Consider the following 21,308-nt stretch of genomic DNA (forward strand, 5'->3'; position numbering starts at 1 on the left):
TTGTGATGCCATGCTGATTTTTACTTTCACATACTTGTATGGTAGTACCGGCGCACGTAATTTGAGCTTTACGGGCAGCCCTCAGGCATGCCTTGGAAACCGATTCGTTGTTAACAGGAGATGCTATGCCACTGGTGACATTTGACGAAATGAAACACACCGTTAAACAGGCGTTCCTGAATGCCGGTTTAAATGAAGTACAGGCGGATACCTGCGCTCAGGTTCATACGCAAGCCAGCTGTGACGGTATTTTTTCGCATGGCCTTAACCGCGTCGCGCGTTTTATCGATTATGTCAACAAGGGGTGGGTTGATATCCACGCCGCGCCTGAAAAAGTCAAATCCCTCGGCAGTATCGAAATTTACGACGGACAGCGCGGTATCGGCATCACCAACGCCCTGTTTGCAGTTGAACGAGCGATGGCGCTGGCCGCCGAGCATGGCGCCGGCATTGTGGGCCTACGCAACACGACGCACTGGATGCGCGGCGGCACCTATGGCTGGAAAGCCGCTGAGAATGGGTATGCGGCAATGTGCTGGACCAATACCGAATCCTGCATGCCCGCGTGGGGGGCGAAGAAACCACGTCTCGGCAACAATCCCTTCGTCATGGCGGTGCCGATGAAAGAAGGCGCCCTGGTCCTTGATATGGCGATGTCGCAGTATTCCTATGGCAAGCTGCAGGTGACGCGCCTGAAAGGGGAAAAACTGCCTTTTCCGGGGGGATTTGATAAAGACGGCAATCTCACCGATGAACCGGGGCCGGTGGAAGAGTCAATGCGTATTCTGCCCACCGGTTACTGGAAAGGCTCCGGTATGGCGGTGCTGCTGGACACGATGGCGGCTTTCCTGACGGCGGGCGCGCCAACCAATGAGATCGATAACATTCAGCAAGGGAGTTGCACCGGCGCGAGCCAGGTCTTTATGGTATTTGATCCCACCCATTTCGGCGGCAGGGAATTCAGCGAAAATATGGCTGCAAGCGTCGCCCAGTACGTCAAGACGTCGGAACCGGCGGAAAATCAGCGTGAGGTGTTCTTTCCAGGGGAAACGTCGATGAAAAACCGGGCGTATTTCACCGCCAACGGCATCCCCGCGGATGACAGCGTATGGGCTGAGGTGCAGCAACTGGCGCAACGGTAACCGTCATGATGACGGGTCATATTACGCCTTAAAAAATCCGGCGTTGCGCTACCGTCCGCGGTCGACGAGAGGCTGGACATGAGCAGCGCCAAGGACAACCAGCCGCTTATAAAATGATTAATTATCAGTATATTTATTTTTTAGTAAATCACTGTAGAGGGTGAAATTTTCCGGGTCAAAACACACGAGATGAATAGCTTCGATCACCGGATAAGTATCTAACCAGGCGGCGGTAGCCTCTAACGAAATCTCAGCGGCTAACCGCTTGGGGAAGTGATAGACGCCGGTGCTGATATTGGGGAATGAAACGGTTTTGATCGGGTATTGTTCGATAAGTGCAAAACAGCTCAGGTAGGTATGTTTCAATAATTCCGCTTCCTGGTGTTTACCATCGCTCCAGTGCGGGCCAACCGCGTGGATCACATACGTTGCCGGCAAATTACCCGCGCCGGTAATCACGGCGCAGCCGGTCTTACAACCGCCCTGCCGGTTTCTGATGTCACGACATTCGTCCAGGATCGCGGGCCCGCCGGCGCGGTGTATGGCGCCATCCACGCCGCCACCGCCGAGCAGGGAAGAATTGGCGGCGTTAACAATGGCGTCCGCGGGGATTGTGGTGATATCGCCTTGCAACAGGTGAATTTTATTTATCATGGTTTGGAATCCTTACAATAGCGCCGGCGGCTTATTTCGCCCAAGCCAATAGCCTGCACGTCCTTAACTACGCTGCTATTTTAACTCATTCCGACGGGATCCCGGCTTTTCATGCGCATAACCGCCATAACACTGCGGCGCGCGCCCTACCCGCCGGAATGGGCGGGCATCGTCGGCATGGCGCCCGGTCTGGTGCAGACATATGCCGCCACTGTGTTGGCCGCCTGGTTAATGTCCGCCAGCGGCGCGCCTCGCAGCGCCATGACGGCGGCAACGGCGGTAAAGGCATCGCCGGCGCCGACCGTGTCCACCGGCGTGACTTTCAGGCCGGGATGACGGTGGCTGTCATCGCCGCGCAGCAGCAGGCTGCCCTTATCGCCGCGGGTATATATCAGCATCTCGAGCTGTTCATGGCGCCGCAAATGCTGATAGAACCCCTCGGGGTCGCGCGGCAGGCCGAACAGGGCGGCAATGACCGGCAGTTCCTCGTCATTAAGCTTTAGCAGGTGGGCGTGACGCAGGCAAAAACCGAGGGTGGGCGGCTGGTAATGGCCGGCGCGCAGGTTGATGTCCACCAGGATTTTCGCCTGTGGCGACAGCAGCCCCAGCAACTGGCGCAGCAGCCGCTGGTTGGGGCCGTAGCGCTGCACCAGGCTGCCGAAATACAATACATCCGCGGTGCGCAGATGGTTGAAGAGCGTGACGTCCGATTGGATATCGTCCCAGGCCACCGGGCCGATAATGTCGTAGTGCGGCACGCCGCGCCTGTCCAGCGTCACCTCCACCGTGCCGGTGGGATAACGGGCGCTGCGCTGTATATGGCCGGGAACGCCGCGCGCCGCCAGTTCGCTCACCAGCGCATCGCCCGCCTTGTCCCGCCCCACGGCGGAAATCAGCCGGGCGTCGGCGCCTGCCTGTGTGGCGTGATAGACAAAGTTTCCCGCGGCGCCGCCGATTTCGCGGCCGCCGGGAAAACAATCCCACAGCAATTCTCCCAGGGCGATTATTTTCATGTTCTGTTCCGTTGCGGTTTTCAATCCATAGCGGATTTTCACCTAAGCATAGCCGCTGAAGCCGGTCGGTTAGGCGATGTGCCTCGCAAACTGATAACTTTCCGCAACATGATGGCAACAAAACCGTTTACGATCGCCGGCGCGCCCCTGCCCATCCGGGCCGGTATTTTTAACCATCATGGCGCGATGCCATGCCGTAAAGGGGAATGGTGGTTCCGGGGGCGGGCGACATTGCCGCGGCGGGGGTGTCGTTTGCGGTGCTTTGGCTTGGGGCAGGGTTTATGTCGCCTTGGGGAAGGTTTCGCTTGAGGGCTTTGGCTTGTGGTAGGGTTTATGTTGCCACGGTGAAGGTTTCGCTTGCCGTGCTTTGGCTTGGGATAGGGTTTATGTTGCCACGGTGAAGGTTTCGCTTGCCGTGCGTGAGGTGTTCATATGTATTGCCGGGCGCCGGCAAGCGACAAAGAGGCCGTACCGCGACGGCCTCCTTGACCTCCGCGCGCCCGGCAGGTCGCGCGTCGCTGCGCGATGCCTTCCGCCGCCAGTTCCCCCGTTATGCACCGGCCCGGTTAGCGCTCCCGGCGCAACCGGGCCTTTCGCCGCTCCCGGCGGCTCATGCTGGGGGCACAGGCGCCGTCAGCGCGCTTTATGCCGGGACATAGGTCGCGGTCAGCGATGTGATGCATAGGGCATCGGCGCCGCTGTGGGCTAAGTGGAGGACGAAAGTGACGAAGGTATAGTAGACAAAGAAACGGCTAATCTTCGCGGGATGCAAAAGGCACAGCAACAGGCAAGTCATACATACCATTTTACATGCCGTCAGCATTCATATGGTAATGCAATGCAGACGGCATTCGCACAGCCAGCAGTCATTAAGTCATTGAGTTAGGAAGTCAGGAAGTCGGTATTTCATGCTGCCGGCAATTATAGTCATACCACCCTGTAGACAGGCGTGAGGCATAAACGTGCGGCAGTGAGCTATAGCTAGCAGGCTGCGAGACTTATACCAAATTGGCCAAATTTATAGCGCTGTTTTTCCCGGTGAGTGCATACCGCTAAGTACCTTACACCGCTGTTTTGCTCACAGGCGATGGTGTTGACGTGGTGCCGGCATAGAGTGCGCCGGCGGCGCCCATCGCGGCTGGATGAGCCGCCGGAAGCGGCGAAAGCTAAGGGCCGCGCCGGGAGCGCGTCCCGTGCGGTCCAAAAGCCGGGATGGGTGATGCCGGGAACCGCGCAGCGGCGCACGATCTGCCGGACGCGCGGAGGTCAAGGAGGCCGTCGCGGTACGGCCTCATTGTCGCTTGCCGGCGCCCGGCAATACCTATGAACACCTCACGCACGGCAAGCGAAACCTTCCCCCGAGGCAACATAAGCCGCCCCGCAAGCCGCAAGCGAAACCTTCCCCGAGGCAACATAAGCCTCCCCGCAAACCGCAAGCGAAATCTTCCCCAAGGCGACATATGCCCTGGCGCACCCTAACGCATGGCACCCTCACGCACGGCAAGCGAAACCTTCCCCACGACAATATAAGCCCCACGCAAGCCGCCGGCGCCCCCCGCCAAGTCAGCCGCTTTACATGTAAATGCAGGAGTCAATGCCTGGCCATTTGCCCATGGCACGCTGCCCGCGCCGCAGCCCTAAAACAAAAATAATGGGGCCATGACCGGACAAAACCGTGGCCCGGCAAGACGGTTACTCAGGCAATAACGATATCGCCCCGCGGATAGCAGCTGCACGCCAGGACATAGCCGGCGGCGATGTCCTGTTCGCTGAGCGTCATGGTGCTGGTGGTACGGTAGTCCCCCTGCGCGATATGGGTTTTGCAGCAGCCGCACACCCCGGCGCGGCAGGCGGCGTTTACCCTAATGCCGTTGGACTCCAGCGCCGCCAGCAGCGACACGCCCACCGGCGCGTCCACCGTTTGCAGGGGGCGGGGATGAGTGATCTTCAGCCGGGCTCCACCGCCCGCGCCGGCGTCGGCAGGCGACGTATGAAAACGCTCCTGCAGGAAGCGGCCTGCGCCCAGCGCCAGCGCGACCGCCTCCTGCTGCGCCATCCAGGGCGCGGGGCCGCAGGCCATTACCGTACGCGCGGCGATATCCGGCGCCAGTTCGCGCAGCGCGTCGCGCGCCAGCCGGCCGGGCAGGATATCTCCGGCGGCGCCCTGCTCGGCGAACACCGTCAGCCGCAGCCATTTCCCTAACGCCGTCCAGGTGGACGCGGCGATGATATCCCGCGGCGAACGGACGCAGTAGATAACCCGCACATCCGCTTGCGGGCGATTGGCCGCCAGCCAGCGGCACATGGACAGGATTGGGGTGACGCCACAGCCCGCCGCCAGGAACAGGTAGCGGTTATCGACATGGCGCAGGCAGCTGAAATCGCCCTGCGCCGCCGACAGCCACAGGTTATCGCCGGGCTTGACGTCCTGCGTCAGCCAGCCTGAACCCGCGCCGTCCGCCAGCCTGCGCACGGTCAGGGTGATAAACCGGCTGGCGCCGGGCGCGGAGGACAGCGTGTAGGCGCGCACTTCCTCGCTGTCGTTGATGGCGACCAGGGCGTACTGTCCCGGCTGGTAGGGATAAAAATCGTGGTTTATCAGCGCCAGCGTCCAGACATCGGGCGTTTCCTGGATGATATGATGTACCTGCATGCGGTACGGGCACAGCGATGACGGCGTCGTCATGAAAGCCTCTCCTTATGTCCGGCTCAGGCGGCCAGGATAGTGTGCAGATCCTGGGTCGCGGTGGTAATCGAGCGCATGCCGAACTGCTCGTTAAGCACCGCCATCAGGTTTTCCGTCAGGAAACCGGGCGCCGTCGGTCCGGTATAGATATTTTTGACGCCCAGCGAAAGCAGGGTCAGCAGGATAACGATCGCCTTTTGCTCGAACCAGGACAGCACCAGGCTCAGCGGCAGATCGTTCACTCCGCAGCCCAGTTTTTCCGCCAGTTTTACCGCCAGCATAATGGCGGCGTAGGCGTCGTTGCACTGGCCGACGTCCAGCAGGCGCGGCAGGCCCTCAAGGGTGCCGAAATCCAGCTTATTGAAGCGGTACTTGCCGCAGGCCAGCGTCATGATCAGGCAGTCATCGGGAACGTCGCGCGCAAAATCGGTATAGTAGCTGCGCTCATCGCGGCTGCCGTCGCATCCGCCGACCAGGAACACATGGCGCAGTTTTTTGCGCGCCACCAGGTCGATAACGGTATCGGCCGCATCCAGCAGCGTCTGGCGGCCAAAGCCGACGGTAATCAGGTGTTCGATTTCATCATAGGGAAAACCGGCCATCTGTTGGGCCTGGGCGATCACCGGGGCGAAATCCTCGCCGTCCAGATGTTTAACGCCCGGCCAGCCGACAATGCTGCGCGTCCAGATGCGGTCGTTATAGTGGCCGACGCTCGGATCGATAATACAATTGGACGTCATCACCACCGGCCCCGGGAAACGGGCGAATTCCGTTTGCTGGTTTTGCCACCCGCTGCCGTAATTGCCGGCCAGGTGGGCGAACTTTTTCAATTCCGGATAGCCGTGGGCGGGCAGCATTTCCCCGTGGGTGTAAATATTGATGCCCTGCCCCGCGGTTTGCTCCAGCAGCAGGCGCAAATCCTTCAGGTCATGGCCTGAAATCAGGATGGCTTTACCCGCCACAGGGCGCACGTTAACGCTGGTGGGTACGGGGTTGCCGTAGGCCTGGGTCTCGCCGCGATCGAGAATGGCCATTACGGCAAAGTTCATTTTGCCGATCTGCATCGACTGCGCCAGCAGCTCGCCCATATCGGCCGGCCGGGTACCCAGCCACGCCATGATGTCATGATACTGGCGGTAAATATCCTCATCGTACTGGCCCAGCACATGGGCGTGTTCCATATAGGCCGCCGCGCCTTTCAGCCCGTAGAGGCACAGCAAACGCAGGCCGTGAATATCCTCGCCTACCGCGTCCTTATCCGTATTCAGGGCGAAACGCTGCGCCTGCGCCTGCAAATCGGCAAGCGTCAGCGAGGGGCATTGCAGTTCCGCCAGCGGATGCCCGGGGTTAACCGTCGGTTCAACCCGCAGGCAGCGGGCTTTCAGCTCATCACGCAGAGCCAGGGTTTGCTGGATATAGGCCACGATGCGCGGCGAGTCGAAATTGACATTGGTCAGCGTGGAAAAAAAGGCGCGCGGCGCAAAACTGTCTATGCGATGGACGATAATCCCCAGCCCGCGCGCGGCGACCGCCCAGGCGGACAGGCCCTGCAGCGCGGCCACCAGCAGATCCTGCAGATCCGAGGTTTCCGCCGTTTTGCCGCACATACCCTGGCTATAGGAGCAGCCGTTGCCGGCCGGGGTACGGATGGTTTGTTCACATTGCACACAAAACATGATCGCTTCCTTATATTATTCATTTTAAATGCATGTTTAAGGTTAAACGCGGAGGGACGGGAATGACAGGGCTTTTGCCGCTATCCACCACTTGTTTGATATAACGCAATATTTGGCGGCGCGGGAAAAAGACGATACGGCGCAGGGATGAAGCAACCGCTTGTTTTAACGGTAAATAAGATTATGGCAGCGTGTTTAGCCTTCGATATCGATCAGGGTGAACAGTTCTTCGATTTGCCCCCGCCGGCTTAATAAGTCCGCCAGGGTATAGCCGTCCAGCACGGCGTAAAAGGCATTGGTGGCCCGGGCCAGCACCCCCGGCAGGCCGCAAGCCGGCGCGACAACGCAGTTGGCGCAGTCGATAAGGGCGTCGCCTTTCTCCGTGTGGCGGATCAGCGCGCCGATATTGATATCCTGCGGCGCGCGGCCCAGCCGGATGCCGCCGTTGCGCCCGCGCAGGGTGTCGATATAACCCAGCCGGGCCAGATCCTGCACCACTTTCATCAGGTTATTATGCGAAATCGCGTATTGGCGCGAAATTTCGGCAATGGACGACAATTGGCCCTGATGGGCGCCAAGATAAATAATCACCCTGACGGCATAATCGGTATAACGCGTGAGTTTCATAACGGTACCTGCGATGTAATGGATAAAAGGGTATCACATCGGCACGCCGGATCGCCTCCTTTTATGCCCTGTCCCGTGAGCGGCGGTACAGTATCTCTTCCTCCCGCCCATCAGCTGTTACCCTTAGAGCAGGCGCAAACAAAACTGCTACAGGAGCTGACATGACCGCATTTCCCCGTAAAAGCGATTTCCCGGTCAGCCGGGCGCGATATTATCTGGAACCAGGGCCCATTGTCCTGATTACCTCCGCCTGGCAGGGCAAAACCAATATCATGACCCTGGGCTGGCACGTGGTGCTGGAATTCTCCCCCTCGCTGGTCGGCTGTATGATTTCCGGCGGCAATCATAGCTTTGACCTGATCCGCCAAAGCGGCGAGTGCGTGATCAACCTGCCCACCACCGCCCTGACCGATACCGTCGTGGGCATCGGCAATACCAGCGGGGCGGATATTGATAAATTCAGCCATTTCGGCCTGACGGCGGCGCCCGCGCGCCGGGTGAAGGCGCCGCTTATCCGCGAATGCCACGCGCATTTTGAATGCCGCCTGCATGACGACGCCATGGTGGACCGGTATCATTTTTTTATTTTCGAGATAGTCAAGGCGCACGCCGCGGCGACGCCAAAGCACCCGGAAACCTTGCACTATACCGGCGACGGCGTGTTTATGGTGGCCGGCAAGGTTATCAGCCGGCGCGGGCTGTTCCGTCCGGATATGTTATACCCCTGACGGCCGCCGGGGCGGGTGTACGCCATAACCAAAAAAGCCCGGTTTCCCGGGCGTGCGTTCTTGTCAGCCGGCCGTGGAATCACAGGCCGGTCTGCTGCCAGGCCTGGTATAGCAGCGAATCATCCGCCGGCAGCGCGGACAGCGGGATAAGCTCCCCCTGGGCCACATCCGCCGTCAGGGTTTTATTGGCCAGCAGGTAGAACGGCGCGACGCCTTTGGCATCCGCCCTGGCCAGCAGGCGGGCGCTGACATGCTCAATGGAGTGATGGTGGCCGCCCATGCTCAGGGTTTCGCCTTTTTTCAGCGGACGCTCGGCGAAGCCCGCCATTACCGCATGGACCTGCTGGTTAACGCCGCCGGACGCCCGGCGGTGCAGAACGGCCGAAAACAGGCTGTGCGGCGACTCCAGCCCCATAATATGGTACGGCAGGTAAATACAGGCGTACTTCAGATTCTTGCTGACCACATGACCTTTATCCGCCAGCATGCGCCAGGTCTCCGGGTCCTGGCAGCGCACGATGATAAACACCCCGCCGCCAAAGCTGACCTCGTCATCACGCCGCAGACAGTTGAATACATCCACCACGCCGGTCCGGGTCAAAATACCGCCGTCTTCCTCGGGGATAAAGATATCGGCCAGCTCGCCGATATGGCAAAGGGGATAATTCAGCGCCGGCGTAGCGGGCACGAACCCGATGGAATTGGCCACCACGTTCATTTCGCAATAGTCGGGGGTGGCGCTTTGCGGCAGCATCGCCAAGGCCTCGGCCCGCCGGCGCAGCGTGCCTTTGATATCCTGTTCATCCAGCTGCCACAGATCGGCCAGCGCGGCGGCGTCCACCTGGGTGCTGGTATAATCCAGCCTGCCGGTGGCCGGATGGTAGATATAGTCATATTCGCTGGACTTGCCGGCGGCGATAATTTCAAGCCCCAGCACCCTGGCCCAGGTGACCAGGCCAATCAGGTTGCTGGGCTGATCGCCGTCCACCGTGGTATAGACCGCGTGGTGTTTAAGCGCCAGTTGATTAAGCCAGGGGCCGGCGACCGAATCGGTTTCCTTACTGACCATACCCACGTGGACGCCGCGTTTTAACGCGCTGACGGCGATGCTGACGCTGATATCCGGTTTACCGGTGGATTCGACCACCATATCCAGATCCAGGGCGTCCAGCAGAGCGAAGTCGCTGATAATGGCGGTTTCCCCGGCGGCCTGGGCCGCCGCGGCTTCAGCCGGCGTGCCGCACAGCCGGTTTTTATCATGGCGGTAGCGCAGATCGCCGAGCAGATCCCGCGTGCCCTGGGTATTGATATCGCACAGCGCCACGATATCGATGGCCGGAATATTGCGGCACTGGACCAGCAGCGAGCGGCCGAAACCGCCGCAGGCGCCGGTAATGGCCAGCCGGATACGGCGCCCTTTCAGTTCGTCAAATAACAGTTCGTAGTTCATTACGCTTACCTCGGATTAAATGTAGGGCGGCGTTAGCCGACAATCAGGTTAAGCAGCAGGACAAACGCCAGTCCCAGCGCCGATTGGAAGGAAACCAGCAACGTCCAGCTTTTCAGCGTCTCGCCCACGGTGAGATGAAAATATTCTTTGAACAGCCAGAAACCAGAGTCGTTAACGTGCGACAGCATCAGGCCGCCGGTGCTGGTGGCCAAGACCAGCAGTTCCAGGTTGACGCCGCTGTTGGCGGCCAGCGGCGCGATAATCCCGGCGGTGGTGACCACCGCAACCGTCGCGGAGCCGATGGCGATGCGGATGAGCGCCGCCACCAGCCAGGCCAGGATCAGCGGCGAAATATTCCAGTGTACCGCCCAATCGGCGATCAGGGTGCTGACATGGGTGGCCAGCAGCATCTCTTTCAGGCCGCCGCCGGCGCCCAGGATAAGGATAATCACCGCGCAGGGGCCGAGGCACTTGCCGAGCATCTTCTGCAACTGCGCCATGGTGAAACCGCTGCGTATCCCCAGGGCGTAGAGGGCGAACAGCACTGCGATCAACAGCGAAACAATCGGGTCGCCGATGGCGTTAACCGCTTCATACAGCGGATTCTCCTTGCTGATAAAGCCGATGCACAGCGAGCGCGTCATCATTAACAGCGGCGGCAGCAGAATGGTCAGCATCGCCAGCCAGAACGACGGGCTGCGGGTGGTTTTGCCGGCCTGCTGTTCTTCCTGCGCGTCCCCGGCGCCGAAGCTCTGGCGCCCCAGCTCCGGAAAGTATTTCATGGCGAAATGGGTGAATACCGGGCCGGACAAGGCCGCCATGGGCACCGCGATAATCAGGCCGAAAAACATCGCCATGCCCGCATCGGCATGATAGGTGGTCATGGCCAGCGTCGGCGCCGGGTGCGGCAACAACAGACCGTGCGCCACGTACAAACCGGCGGCCATGGGAATGCCGATGCGCAGCAGCTGGCTATGGGTGCGACGGGCAATGGCGTACACCAGCGGCACCAGCATCACGAAACTGACGTCGAACAGATGAGGCAGGCCGATGATTAACGCCGCGACGCAGATAGTGGCCGGTATGGCGCGCACCGGCCCCAGGCGGATAAAGGTATTGGCGATTTTGTCCGCCCCGCCCGATTCCAGCAATAATCCGCCCAGCATGGTGCCGAGCCCGACCACCAGCCCGGTGGATCCCAATACGCCGCCGAAGCCTTTTTCGAAGCTTTTGATCGTGGCCGTCGGGCTAAGGCCCGCCGCCAGTCCTAAAAATCCGGCGGTGATTATCAGGGCTAAAAAAGGATGAAATTTAAAATAGGTAATAAGGACAATTAACAAGGCAATGGCGCTGATTAAAGCAAAAAATTGCGAAATATCGAATTGCATATCCCCTCCGGACAGATAGAGTACAGATCATTATTATTTTTTAATCGCCCAAGAATGATTGGCGCGGTGTGTTATAAATTATTGGCTTAACGGTATATGACTTTTTCCCATAGGCTTTCCGGCATGCTCCTAACTAATGGCTTTATGTAACCGGATCGGCAGCTGCCGTAATCGGTTTTCAATGTCATCGGGCAGCTGATCGTCATAAATAATATCGGTCAGCTGCGCCAGTGGGCATATATGGAACATGCCATATTTGCCGTATTTACTGCTGTCGGTCACCAGGATATTGCGCCTGGCGGAGGCCAGCACCGCCTGCTTGACCTGGGCTTTGCCTTCGTCGGGCGTGGACAGGCCGTGTTCAATATCCCAGGAACTGGTGCTGATAAACGCAATATCGATATTCAGGCCGCGAATAAACTGCGCGGCGCTATTGCCGACGCAGGATCGATTGCGCATATCCACCTGGCCGCCGGTATGAAATAAATTGACGTGCGGCATTTTCATTAAAAAATCACTAATTGTGAAATCATTAGTAATAATGGTTATCTTTTTTAATTTCGCCGCGATACAGCGGGCAATTTCAAAGGTGGTGGTACCCGCGTCCAGATATATAACCTGCCCCGACTCAACCAGTATTTCCGCCACCGCGCCAATATGGCGTTTGCTGCGGTGATGCAATAACGCTTTTTCCACATAGGGCAGTTCCTGTTTCAGCGCCTCGTTGAGTTTAACCCCGCCGCTTATCACCGTCACCTTGCCCTCGTTCTCCATAAACTGCACGTCGCGGCGAATGGTCATATGGGACACATCCAGCAATTTGGCCAGATCGCCGATGGTCACCCTGGCATATTGATGCAGGTGGCTGTAGATAAAATTACGGCGTTCATCGGGCAACATCGCGACGCCCCGCGTTAGGCTTTTTTAAAGGTCCGTTCCAGCTCTGCAACTTGTTCACCTGTTAATGTCACCATGCCATAAGGTAGCAGTGTAATATACAGACGCGCCGTGTCCTCAAGTTCTTCCGCGTTGAACACCGCTTCCAGCAGGCCGGCGCCGCCGATTACCGGCCCGTGGTTAGCCAGCAGCATGGCGTTATGCGTCGGAGCGAGATCGCCAATCGCCTCGGCAAGGCCGGGATGCCCGGGGCGGAAATACGGCACCAGCGGCAGCTTGCCGACGCGCATGACGTAATAGGGCGTTATCGGCGGCAGGCAGTTCTCGGCGTTCAGGCCGGGCATACAGGACAGCGCGGTCAGCGCGGGCGAATGCAGATGCACCACGCCGCCGATATCGGGGCGTCGCCGGTAGAAATTCAGGTGCATTACCGACTCCTTGGACGGCCTGGCGCCCGCGATATGTTCTCCCGCGGCGTTGAGTTTGCTGAGCGTCGCCGGGTCCAGGGCGCCGAAGCTGGAGTTGGTGGGCGTCACCAGGAAACCGCCGTCGGGCAGGCGGCAGCTGAGATTTCCCGCCCCGCCGCTGCTGTAGCCGCGCATAAACATGGAATGGGCCAGCGTCGCCATTTGTGCGCGTAATTCGGCTTCCGTCATTGATAAAGCTCCTGTGCCTGGTTAAAAAAATCTGTCTCGCCAAAATTGCCGGACTTCAGCGCCAGCCATAAAGGCCGCTCGATATCCCTGACCCAGGGCACGCCGGGGGCGATAGTCCGGCCAATGGCAAAGCCGCTCACGCAGAGCCGTTGCGTGATAAGGCTGGAGGTCTCGCCGCCGGCAATAATAAATTTACTAAAACCCTGCTGAAACAGGGACAGCGCGATATCGGCAAACAATCGTTCGATGGCGGCGCCGGTGGCGGCGACGCCGTAGCGGGCCTGTACCGCCCTGACCACGTCGGCGGCCTGGGTGGCGAACAGCATGGGCGCCGGCCGGGGGGGTTGATCCATCACCCATTGCGCCAGCTCCCGCGCATACAGCGCGCCGTTCTCCAGGCAGCGTGTGACGTCGATCGCCCGGGCGGGCGCCTGACGGCGATAGTGCTCAACCTGCGCATTGGTCATGCGCGAGCAACTGCCCGACAGCACCACGGCGCGTCCCGTGGCCGGCGGCACGGCCTGCGCCGCCGCGCTGTCGCGGTGGCGGGGCGAAAGCGCGGCCAATGCGCCGGCCAGGCCCGAACCACCGGTCAGCAGCAGGTCGTCCGGCAGGCTTTGCGCCAGAAGCGTTAAATCAGCGTCGTCGAGCACATCGGCAACGAGATAGCGCCGCCCCTCGCGCCGCAGTTCCTCCAGGCGCTCCCGCACGGCCCGGGTCCCCCGGCGCAGCGTCGCGAGCGGGAGCAGCCCGGTTTTACCCGCGGCCTGGGCGTCCATCACCCTTAACAGATTGGCGTCGGTCATCGGCGTGAGGGGATGGTTTTGCATGCCGGATTCGTTCAGCAGCCGCCCGTTGACAAACAGATAGCCGTGGATCACGGTGCGGCCGTTGACCGGCAGCGCCGGGCACAGGATGGCAAGCGCAGCCCCGGTCTCGGCCAGCAGGGAATCGGTAACCGGGCCGATATTGCCGTGCGGCGTGGAATCGAAGGTGGAGCAATATTTAAAGTAGATCTTCCGGCAATCCTGTACCCGCAACCACCGGCACGCCGCCAGCGACTGGCTTATGGCTTCCGGCGCCGGGCAGGAGCGGGTCTTCAGGGAAATCACCACCGCGTCAACGTCTTCCAGCGGCAGCGGCTGCTGCGGGATACCGTTAAGCTGGACCACGCGCCAGCCGGCTAGCGCGATAAAACTCGCGATGTCGGTGGCGCCGGTAAAATCATCAGCAATAACGCCTAACGATAACGTCATTTCCTGTCATCCGGGTTGTTGTGAACATGTGTGAAATTTTGTACGTATTGGCTTCACATTGAGATGATGGCCATCACAAAAGCGTAACGGAATTATAGCGCTTAATTGGAATTAACTAATTGATAATAGTATATTTAATCATTTATCCGCTTTTCACAACAATGTGTGAATCTTCGCATCAGCCGGAACAGCGCCTTTTATCCCCCTGCCGTGCGGCGCCCCAGCTGTCCAGGCCTGGTCCTTAAAACAATCAGGCCCGCCCGGTTCACGGGCGGGCCTGAGGCGATGGCCAGGCGGCAATACTCTTACCCTGCACGTTAAACGCCGGCTTACCTGAACGCGGCGAAAGCGTCCCGGATCTCGGACTCCGGCAGTCCGACGCCGATAAACACCAGCACGCTGGCCGGCTGCTCGTCATCGCGCCATTCCCGGTCCCAATCGGCGTTATACAGGCGTTGTACCCCCTGGAACAGCAGGCGCCGGGGGTCGCCTTCGATGGCTAAAATGCCTTTATAGCGTAATAGATTATCGGCATAAGTCGCCAGCAGGCCTTCCATAATGTCCGATACCGTCTGCAGCGCCAGCGGCCGCGCCAGGTTCACCACGATGGAGCGGATGGCGTTTTGCGGCTCGATAAGCGGCCGGTAACGCGGCCGGGCCACGGTCAGGTTATCATTCAGGATAAAACCCTCGACGTTAAACAGCCGATCCAGCCCTATCTCGCCGTTGACCACCCGGTACACGGGCGCGCGGGCGTTGATATGCTGCAGGCGCGCAATCAAATCGCCGCTCTCGCCGGCGATATCGGTTTTGGTGAGCAGGATGCGATCGGCAAATCCCACCTGGGCCTGGGCCAGGGCGAACTCGTTCAGCTGTCCGTCGGCATGCACCGCGTCCACCAGGGCGATCACGCCGTCAAGCAGGAAACGCTCGCTGATAACCGGATGGGAAAAAAAGGTCTGGATCACCGGTCCCGGGTCGGCCATGCCGGTACATTCAATCACCAGGCGGGTAAAATCGACCTCGCCGCGATCGATGCCCGCCAGTAAATCCAGCAGGGCATCCGCCAGCTCGTTGGCGCTGGAGCAGCAAATACAGCCGTTGCTTAAGGTGGTAATGCGGGTGGCGCGATCGCCCAGGAGGGTATTGTCGATGGGGACTTCGCCGAATTCATTTTCTATCACGGCGATCTTTTCGCCATGGTCGGCATGCAGTATATGGCGCAGCAGGGTGGTTTTCCCCGCGCCGAAAAAGCCGGTCAGGATGGTGGCCGGCAGCGGCTGGTCCATGCTCGAATCCTCGTGTGTCAACAGCAGCGAAAACCGCCCTTGCCGTTACCGCCGTAGCGCGCTTCCTGACGATCGCGGAAAAACGCTTCGTAGTCCATGACCGGCTGATCGGGATGATTGGTCTTCATATGCTGGACATAATAATCATAATCCGGAATACCGACCAACATCCGGGCAGCCTGTCCCAAATACTTACCTGCCTGACCCAAATTTCCAAACATGCGGTATCTCCAGTGTAAAAACGCCCGCATAACCACCGGTTATGCGGGACAGGGCTTATGATGCCGTATCAGTGGCTGCTTGAGGTGATGATACCCCCTTCCGGCACGGCGACATACGCCGTTTCCTTATCCGTGCGCGCGGCGTTGCCGCGGGCTTTCAGCGCCGTTTTAATACCATAGAAGATTATGCTGTAGACAACAATCAGGAACAGGACGCTTAAGCCGGCATTGGTGTAGTTATTGACGACTATGTGATGCATGTTGCTAATCTGTTGTTCCGTTAGCCCGGCGCCCTGCTCGGCGATGCGGCGCTTGTACAGGCTGGCCTGGTACAGGAACCCTTCGAGCTGCGGATTCTGGCTGAACAGCTTAAGCCCCAGCGCCCAGGTGGTGCAGATCAGCAACCAAACCGCCGGCACCACCGTTACCCAGATATAGCGGGTGCGTTTCATCTTGATAAGCACCACGGTGCCCAATACCAGCGCGACGGCGGCCAGCATCTGGTTGGAGATGCCGAACAGCGGCCACAGGCTTTTTACCCCGCCCAGCGGATCGACCACGCCCTGGTACAGCAGATAGCCCCACAGGCCCACGCAGCCCGCGGTGCCCACCATGCCGGCCAGCAGCGAGTCGGTTTTTTTCAGGAACGGGACAAAATTGCCCAGCAGGTCCTGCAGCATAAAGCGGCCGGAACGCGTGCCGGCATCCAGCGCCGTCAGGATAAACAGGGCCTCGAACAGAATGCCGAAATGATACCAGAAGCCCATATCGGCGCCCGGGATGATCTTATTAAAGACATGGGCAATGCCCACCGCCAGCGTCGGGGCGCCGCCTGCGCGGTTAAGCACCGAAGGCTCGCCGATATCCTGCGCGGTTTGCATGATTTGCTCTGGGGAGATAACAAAACCCCAGGAGCTAACGGTGGCGGCCGCATGGGTGGTTACATCGCGCAGCGAGGACAGGATCAGCGGCGCGTCCGAGGTGCCGAGGCGATGCAGGTCGGGCATGGTGATGCCCAGCGCCGCCGGCGGGGTGTTCATGGCGAAGTACAGGCCGGGTTCGATAATCGACGCGGCCACCAGCGCCATGATGGCGACAAATGATTCCATCAACATCGCGCCATAGCCGATAAAACGGGTATCGCTTTCGCTGGCCAGCAGCTTGGGCGTGGTACCGGAGGCGATCAGGGCATGGAAACCGGATACGGCGCCGCAGGCGATGGTAATAAACAGGAAGGGGAACAGCGCGCCTTTCCATACCGGGCCGGTGCCGTCGATAAACTGGGTCATCGCCGGCATCTTCAGGTCGGGATTGATGATGACAATCCCCACCGCCAGGCCGATAATCACGCCGATTTTCAGGAAGGTGGCCAGGTAGTCGCGCGGCGCCAGGATAAGCCATACCGGCAGCAGGGCGGAAACAAAGGCATAGCCAATCAGGGTGTAGGTAATGGTGGTGTCTTTAAAGGTCAGCGCCGGTCCCCAGTACGGGTCGTGGGCAATCACGCCGCCAAACCAAATGGCCAGCAGCAGCCCCACCACGCCGATAACCGACACTTCGCCCACCCGTCCGGGGCGCAGGAAGCGCATATAAATGCCCATGAACAGGGCGATGGGCACCGTCGAGCAGACGGTAAACACGCCCCACGGGCTTTCGGCCAGCGCTTTCACCACGATCAGGGCCAGCACCGCCAGGATAATAATCATAATCAGGAAACAGCCGAACAGGGCGATGGTGCCGGGGACCGGGCCCATTTCCTCCTTGATCATCTCGCCCAGCGACACGCCGTTGCGGCGCGAGGACATAAACAGCACCATAAAGTCCTGCACGGCGCCGGCGATAACCACCCCGGCCAGCAGCCACATGGTGCCCGGCAGGTAGCCCACCTGGGCGGCCAGTACCGGTCCGACCAGCGGACCGGCGCCGGCAATGGCGGCGAAATGATGGCCGAACAGGACGTTCCTGTTGGTCGGCACGTAGTTCAGGCCGTCGTTATTGACCACCGCCGGCGTCGAACGGGTGGGATCCAGCCCCATCACCCGGGTGGCGATATACAGGCTGTAGTAGCGGTAAGCCACCAGATAAACGGCCACGGACGACACCACGATCCACAGGGCGCTGACATGCTCGCCCCGGCGCAACGCCACGACGGCCAGGCAGCAGGCCCCGATAATGCCGATGATAAGCCAGGGGATATGCTTGAGGATATTATTTTTCATCTCGATGCGGTCTTCTGTTATAGGGTACATGTGCGCGTACTCTAGGCCAGAATGGATGAAAAAAGAGGCAAATTATTATTAAGCGGTCATATACGCGGGCGAACGGTTAAATAGCCCGGCGAACGGTCGGGCTTAGCCCCCGGCGCGGTCGCCCGGAGCCGGCGAAAAGTCACCCGACGCGCCTGGGGGCGGCGCCCAGCGTATGGTCCATCAGCGCCAGGGCATGTTCAACGGAAGGCGCTGATAGCGAAAACAGCAGGCGATAAACCACCGGCGCCACCACCAGGTCAATCAAGGTATCGCTATCCACAATCGCCTCGCCGCGCGCCAGGGCGCGGTCGCGGATAACATCGAGCTGCTGGCGGATAAATTCCGCGCATTTCCCGGCGTTGCCCGGCGCGGCGCAGCCGAGGATATCGCGCATCATGGCCCGGCCGGTCTCGGAGGCCAATTCATCGATGTATTGTTCCAGCCACGCGCGCAGATCTCCCCGATACGACCCCGTATCACGCGGCTCGCCATCGGGACGCACCCGCGCCAGCGCGACATCGGATAATAATTGCGCCAGATCGCCCCAACGCCGGTAGAGGGTGGACGGCGTCACGCCGGCGCGGGCGGCGATGGCCGGCACCGTCAGTTCGCCTGGCCCTTCCTGTTGCTGTAATTCCCGTACCGCCCGGTGCACCGCCGCCTGTATGCGGGCGCTGCGGCCGCCGGGACGGACACCGCTTTTGTCAGCCATGGCTGATGACTCCTGTTCCTGCCAGAGGATGACCGCCGGCGTCCCAGGCGCGCCGCAGGGTACTGCCGCCCGGCACTAACGCAAAATATTTGCGTTAGTGCCGAGTATCCTCTAGGATGTATAAAAGCTAATAATTTGCGTTTATTATACGAGCACCGCCATGCCCAAATCAACCGTTACCGCGTCAAACCACACCGTCCCGGGCCGTTTCCAGCCTGATTTAGCCGCGGCGGTACATACCGCCACGCTGATAACCTTTTACGCCGCGTCCAGCGCCCCTACCCCGCTCTACCGGCTTTACCAGGTCTCGTGGGCATTCTCGCCGATGCTGCTGACCACTATCTACAGCGCCTATGCCCTGGCCCTGCTGGCGTCGCTGCTGAGCGCCGGCGCCCTGTCCGACTATATCGGCCGGCGTCCGGTCATCAGCCTGGCGCTGCTGCTGGAGCTGTCGGCCATGGGGGTGTTCCTCGGCGCCGCCGGCCCCGTCTGGCTTATCGTCGCGCGGGCGTTGCAGGGATTGGCCACCGGACTGGCGTCGGCGGCCCTGGGCGCGGCGCTGCTGGACCTGCATCATGAGCGCGGCGCGTTGACCAATAGCATTGCGCCGATGACCGGCATGGCCCTGGGGGCGCTGGGCGCCTGCGCGCTGCTTCAGTTCGCGCCCGCGCCGCTGCATCTGGTCTATGCCCTGCTGCTGCTGGTCTTCGCGGCCGAAGCGGCGCTGACCTGGGGCACGCCTGAAACCGCCGTGCGCCGTCATGGGGCCTGGGCCTCGCTGCGGCCCAGCGTGGTTATTCCCGCGCAGGCGCGCGGCGCCCTGCTGGCGGTAACGCCGGTCAATGTCGCCATCTGGATGCTGGGCGGTTTTTATCTGTCGCTGATGCCGTCTCTGATCGCCAAGGTTACCCACTCTACGTCGGTCTGGTTGGGCGGACTGGCGGTGGCGGCGCTGACGCTCAGCGGCGCCGCGGCGATTATGGCGGCCCGTGGCCGTACCCCTTTCGCCTCGTTGCTGGCGGGCGCCGTGATGCTGGTGGCGGGCGTGCTGGCGATCCTGCTGGGGGCCAACCATGGCATGGCATCGGTGCTGCTGGCCGGATCGGTTATCGCCGGCGTGGGGTTCGGCGCGGGTTTTCTCGGCGCGCTGCGCACGGTGATGGCGCAGGCCGCCCCCGCCGAGCGGGCCGGACTGATGGCCGCGTTTTATGTGGAATGCTATCTCGCCAACAGCCTGCCGGCCATTGCCGCCGGCTTCCTGGTGCGCCGCGCCGGCCTGCTGGCGACGGCCAATATTTACGGGACGGTCATCATCGCCTTATCGCTGGCGGCGATGGCGCTGGCGCTGGCCATCCGGCGGCGCAGCCGGATCATGGCGCGGCCGTCGTGCCCCGCAAACAGCTGATTGCGCCCGCGTCCACCGGCGCGCCCTTGTCCCGGCGCCTGCCGGCGGCAGGACGGCAAGGGCTATTTTTTCGTGCCCAGATAACGGTACACCACCGCGATATCCTGGGCGCCAAGACCCGCGTCCACCGCCTGGCGCCATACGCCGGCGATAGTGCGCAGGCCTGGCATGGCGCGGTTCCCCGCGGCGTCAAGGGCCAGATTGGCGTCCTTGAGCGCCAGCGACAGCTGCATTTGCGGCGTATAGTCGTCGGCCTTGATCATCGCGAGTTTGTTTTTCACATAGGGCGCCGCCAGCGGGCCGCCTTCCAGCGCATCCCAGAAATTATCCGGTGAAAATCCCAGCGCCTGCGCCAGATCGACGCTCTCCGCCACGCCCTGCATCATGGCAATCAGCCAGGCGTTGACCACCAGTTTCATGCGCGCGCCGGCGCCGGCGGCCCCCAGCCATTGCGTGCCCCTGGCGATGGCGGCGAATACCGGCTCGACGGCGGCGGCGCGCGCGCGATCGCCGCCGGCCAGCACGGTGATCTGCGCGTTTTCGGCCGGGGCCTTGGTGCCGGATACCGGCGCGTCGATAAACACCACGTCCGGACGCGCCGCGGTGACGGCCCGGTAAAGCTGGTCGGTGGACTCGACGCCGATGGTGCCCATCTGCGCCAGTACCGCGCCCGCTTTCAGAGCGGCGAGTATCCCGTCCCCGCCGGTGATCACCGCTTCGGTGGCCACCGCGTCCGTAAGCATCACGATAACCACGTCGGCGTTCCTGGCCGCCTCCCGCGCGCAATCGCACAGCGTCATGCCCGCTGCCGCCAGATCCTCGCCGCGCCCGGGGGTGCGGTTCCAGCCGCGGACGGTAAAGTTTTTCTTAACCAGATTGGCCGCAAAAGCATGGCCCATGGCGCCCAGGCCGAGCACGGCAACGACGGGAAGCGTGTTCATGTTAACGATCCTTTTGTCTGCGATTTAGCATAACTTTACCAAGGTTAGCGCTTATCGGCAAAAACGGCGGCGCCGCGACGGTCATGGCGGGACGTCCGGCGGGAGGACCGGCGCGGTGGTTATTTTCCCGCCAATAACAATTTAATATTTCCTTTAACAACCGTGAAAAGCATTTGCAACCCCGTTAATTTGAATGATAATACCCACACAAAAAATAAGGCGTAAAGCACTCTCTCTAAGCGCAGTGCATAACCCGGCCCGTCACTGTAAATCCGGGTTTTGTTTCACGGAATTATAATGTGATACATGTCGTATTCA

18 protein-coding genes are annotated in these 21,308 nt (G+C 60.5%); 3 read left to right on the top strand and 15 right to left on the bottom strand.

All coding sequences use genetic code 11. The features are described 5' to 3' along the window. Nucleotides 1-125 precede the first annotated feature (125 nt). The gene (yiaK, locus tag ACL2XG_RS07220; protein WP_413722491.1) at nucleotides 126-1,142 is read left to right on the top strand and encodes a 3-dehydro-L-gulonate 2-dehydrogenase; all 1,017 of its coding nucleotides are present in this window, start codon (nucleotides 126-128) and stop codon (nucleotides 1,140-1,142) included. Nucleotides 1,143-1,259: 117 nt separating this feature from the next. Here yiaK and ACL2XG_RS07225 read toward each other — a convergent pair whose 3' ends face one another. The 5 genes from ACL2XG_RS07225 to ACL2XG_RS07245 form a co-directional block, all read right to left on the bottom strand. Further along, nucleotides 1,260-1,796 carry a macro domain-containing protein gene (locus tag ACL2XG_RS07225; protein ID WP_413722490.1) on the bottom strand — a complete coding sequence of 179 codons (537 nt, stop codon included), beginning with the start codon at nucleotides 1,794-1,796 and terminating at the stop codon, nucleotides 1,260-1,262. A 146-nt stretch (nucleotides 1,797-1,942) separates the two neighbouring features. After that, the gene (locus ACL2XG_RS07230) at nucleotides 1,943-2,809 is read right to left on the bottom strand and encodes a carbohydrate kinase family protein (RefSeq protein ID WP_410015652.1); all 867 of its coding nucleotides are present in this window, start codon (nucleotides 2,807-2,809) and stop codon (nucleotides 1,943-1,945) included. A 1,696-nt stretch (nucleotides 2,810-4,505) separates the two neighbouring features. Further along, on the bottom strand, nucleotides 4,506-5,495 hold the full coding sequence (gene hcr / locus ACL2XG_RS07235; protein ID WP_413722489.1) for an NADH oxidoreductase: 990 nt from the start codon (nucleotides 5,493-5,495) through the stop codon (nucleotides 4,506-4,508). Between the two features lie 23 nt (nucleotides 5,496-5,518). Then, entirely contained in the window at nucleotides 5,519-7,171 is a 1,653-nt protein-coding gene (gene hcp / locus ACL2XG_RS07240; RefSeq protein WP_413722488.1) for a hydroxylamine reductase, read from the bottom strand. Nucleotides 7,172-7,366: 195 nt separating this feature from the next. Continuing rightward, on the bottom strand, nucleotides 7,367-7,798 hold the full coding sequence (locus ACL2XG_RS07245; RefSeq protein WP_410015655.1) for an Rrf2 family transcriptional regulator: 432 nt from the start codon (nucleotides 7,796-7,798) through the stop codon (nucleotides 7,367-7,369). Between the two features lie 161 nt (nucleotides 7,799-7,959). On the opposite strand from ACL2XG_RS07245, the gene ACL2XG_RS07250 reads away from it, so the two are divergent. Beyond that, nucleotides 7,960-8,526 carry a flavin reductase family protein gene (locus ACL2XG_RS07250; RefSeq protein WP_413722487.1) on the top strand — a complete coding sequence of 189 codons (567 nt, stop codon included), beginning with the start codon at nucleotides 7,960-7,962 and terminating at the stop codon, nucleotides 8,524-8,526. 79 nt (nucleotides 8,527-8,605) lie between these two features. Here ACL2XG_RS07250 and ACL2XG_RS07255 read toward each other — a convergent pair whose 3' ends face one another. The 9 genes from ACL2XG_RS07255 to ACL2XG_RS07295 all read right to left on the bottom strand — a co-directional run bounded on the left by ACL2XG_RS07255 (nucleotide 8,606) and on the right by ACL2XG_RS07295 (nucleotide 18,644). After that, nucleotides 8,606-9,976: a hypothetical protein gene (locus ACL2XG_RS07255; RefSeq protein ID WP_413722486.1), complete on the bottom strand. Its 1,371-nt coding sequence runs from the start codon at nucleotides 9,974-9,976 to the stop codon at nucleotides 8,606-8,608. 32 nt (nucleotides 9,977-10,008) lie between these two features. Then, nucleotides 10,009-11,364, bottom strand: a complete 1,356-nt coding sequence (locus ACL2XG_RS07260; protein WP_413722485.1) for a gluconate:H+ symporter — start codon at nucleotides 11,362-11,364, stop codon at nucleotides 10,009-10,011. Nucleotides 11,365-11,493: 129 nt separating this feature from the next. Then, nucleotides 11,494-12,264 carry a DeoR/GlpR family DNA-binding transcription regulator gene (locus ACL2XG_RS07265; protein ID WP_410015659.1) on the bottom strand — a complete coding sequence of 257 codons (771 nt, stop codon included), beginning with the start codon at nucleotides 12,262-12,264 and terminating at the stop codon, nucleotides 11,494-11,496. A 14-nt stretch (nucleotides 12,265-12,278) separates the two neighbouring features. Then, a complete protein-coding gene (locus ACL2XG_RS07270; RefSeq protein WP_410015660.1) occupies nucleotides 12,279-12,917 on the bottom strand; it encodes an aldolase in 639 nt (212 codons plus the stop codon). Then, nucleotides 12,914-14,173, bottom strand: a complete 1,260-nt coding sequence (gene otnK, locus ACL2XG_RS07275; protein WP_413722484.1) for a 3-oxo-tetronate kinase — start codon at nucleotides 14,171-14,173, stop codon at nucleotides 12,914-12,916. The genes ACL2XG_RS07270 and otnK overlap by 4 nt, the downstream gene beginning before the upstream one ends. 329 nt (nucleotides 14,174-14,502) lie before the next feature. Next, a complete protein-coding gene (gene yjiA / locus ACL2XG_RS07280) occupies nucleotides 14,503-15,462 on the bottom strand; it encodes a GTPase (protein WP_413722483.1) in 960 nt (319 codons plus the stop codon). Nucleotides 15,463-15,479: 17 nt separating this feature from the next. Then, nucleotides 15,480-15,683 (bottom strand): YbdD/YjiX family protein, encoded by a 204-nt coding sequence (locus ACL2XG_RS07285; protein ID WP_331120216.1) that lies wholly within the window; start codon nucleotides 15,681-15,683, stop codon nucleotides 15,480-15,482. 68 nt (nucleotides 15,684-15,751) lie between these two features. Next, complete coding sequence (locus ACL2XG_RS07290) at nucleotides 15,752-17,902, bottom strand: carbon starvation CstA family protein (RefSeq protein WP_410015663.1); 2,151 nt, start codon at nucleotides 17,900-17,902, stop codon at nucleotides 15,752-15,754. 169 nt (nucleotides 17,903-18,071) lie between these two features. Beyond that, complete coding sequence (locus tag ACL2XG_RS07295; protein WP_413722482.1) at nucleotides 18,072-18,644, bottom strand: TetR/AcrR family transcriptional regulator; 573 nt, start codon at nucleotides 18,642-18,644, stop codon at nucleotides 18,072-18,074. A gap of 160 nt (nucleotides 18,645-18,804) precedes the next feature. Between ACL2XG_RS07295 and ACL2XG_RS07300 the strand changes: the two genes are divergently transcribed. After that, entirely contained in the window at nucleotides 18,805-20,049 is a 1,245-nt protein-coding gene (locus ACL2XG_RS07300; protein ID WP_413722481.1) for an MFS transporter, read from the top strand. Nucleotides 20,050-20,111: 62 nt separating this feature from the next. Here the strand turns inward: ACL2XG_RS07300 and ACL2XG_RS07305 are convergent, their stop codons facing one another. Then, a complete protein-coding gene (locus ACL2XG_RS07305; RefSeq protein ID WP_413722480.1) occupies nucleotides 20,112-20,990 on the bottom strand; it encodes an NAD(P)-dependent oxidoreductase in 879 nt (292 codons plus the stop codon). Nucleotides 20,991-21,308: the final 318 nt, after the last annotated feature.

It is taken from the genome of Sodalis sp. RH24 (assembly GCF_047324145.1).
GTDB lineage: Bacteria > Pseudomonadota > Gammaproteobacteria > Enterobacterales > Enterobacteriaceae > Acerihabitans.

What these genes read in the sequence shown, in the direction of transcription:
- hcp (WP_413722488.1), bottom strand. Translation starts at nt 7,171, where the DNA reads ATGTTTTGTGTGCAATGTGAACAAACCATCCGTACCCCGGCCGGCAAC.
- ACL2XG_RS07250 (WP_413722487.1), top strand. Translation starts at nt 7,960, where the DNA reads ATGACCGCATTTCCCCGTAAAAGCGATTTCCCGGTCAGCCGGGCGCGA.
- ACL2XG_RS07255 (WP_413722486.1), bottom strand. Translation starts at nt 9,976, where the DNA reads ATGAACTACGAACTGTTATTTGACGAACTGAAAGGGCGCCGTATCCGG.
- ACL2XG_RS07225 (WP_413722490.1), bottom strand. Translation starts at nt 1,796, where the DNA reads ATGATAAATAAAATTCACCTGTTGCAAGGCGATATCACCACAATCCCC.
- ACL2XG_RS07230 (WP_410015652.1), bottom strand. Translation starts at nt 2,809, where the DNA reads ATGAAAATAATCGCCCTGGGAGAATTGCTGTGGGATTGTTTTCCCGGC.
- ACL2XG_RS07265 (WP_410015659.1), bottom strand. Translation starts at nt 12,264, where the DNA reads ATGTTGCCCGATGAACGCCGTAATTTTATCTACAGCCACCTGCATCAA.
- yiaK (WP_413722491.1), top strand. Translation starts at nt 126, where the DNA reads ATGCCACTGGTGACATTTGACGAAATGAAACACACCGTTAAACAGGCG.
- ACL2XG_RS07290 (WP_410015663.1), bottom strand. Translation starts at nt 17,902, where the DNA reads ATGAAAAATAATATCCTCAAGCATATCCCCTGGCTTATCATCGGCATT.
- ACL2XG_RS07285 (WP_331120216.1), bottom strand. Translation starts at nt 15,683, where the DNA reads ATGTTTGGAAATTTGGGTCAGGCAGGTAAGTATTTGGGACAGGCTGCC.
- yjiA (WP_413722483.1), bottom strand. Translation starts at nt 15,462, where the DNA reads ATGGACCAGCCGCTGCCGGCCACCATCCTGACCGGCTTTTTCGGCGCG.
- ACL2XG_RS07305 (WP_413722480.1), bottom strand. Translation starts at nt 20,990, where the DNA reads ATGAACACGCTTCCCGTCGTTGCCGTGCTCGGCCTGGGCGCCATGGGC.
- ACL2XG_RS07260 (WP_413722485.1), bottom strand. Translation starts at nt 11,364, where the DNA reads ATGCAATTCGATATTTCGCAATTTTTTGCTTTAATCAGCGCCATTGCC.
- hcr (WP_413722489.1), bottom strand. Translation starts at nt 5,495, where the DNA reads ATGACGACGCCGTCATCGCTGTGCCCGTACCGCATGCAGGTACATCAT.
- ACL2XG_RS07300 (WP_413722481.1), top strand. Translation starts at nt 18,805, where the DNA reads ATGCCCAAATCAACCGTTACCGCGTCAAACCACACCGTCCCGGGCCGT.
- ACL2XG_RS07270 (WP_410015660.1), bottom strand. Translation starts at nt 12,917, where the DNA reads ATGACGGAAGCCGAATTACGCGCACAAATGGCGACGCTGGCCCATTCC.
- otnK (WP_413722484.1), bottom strand. Translation starts at nt 14,173, where the DNA reads ATGACGTTATCGTTAGGCGTTATTGCTGATGATTTTACCGGCGCCACC.
- ACL2XG_RS07245 (WP_410015655.1), bottom strand. Translation starts at nt 7,798, where the DNA reads ATGAAACTCACGCGTTATACCGATTATGCCGTCAGGGTGATTATTTAT.
- ACL2XG_RS07295 (WP_413722482.1), bottom strand. Translation starts at nt 18,644, where the DNA reads ATGGCTGACAAAAGCGGTGTCCGTCCCGGCGGCCGCAGCGCCCGCATA.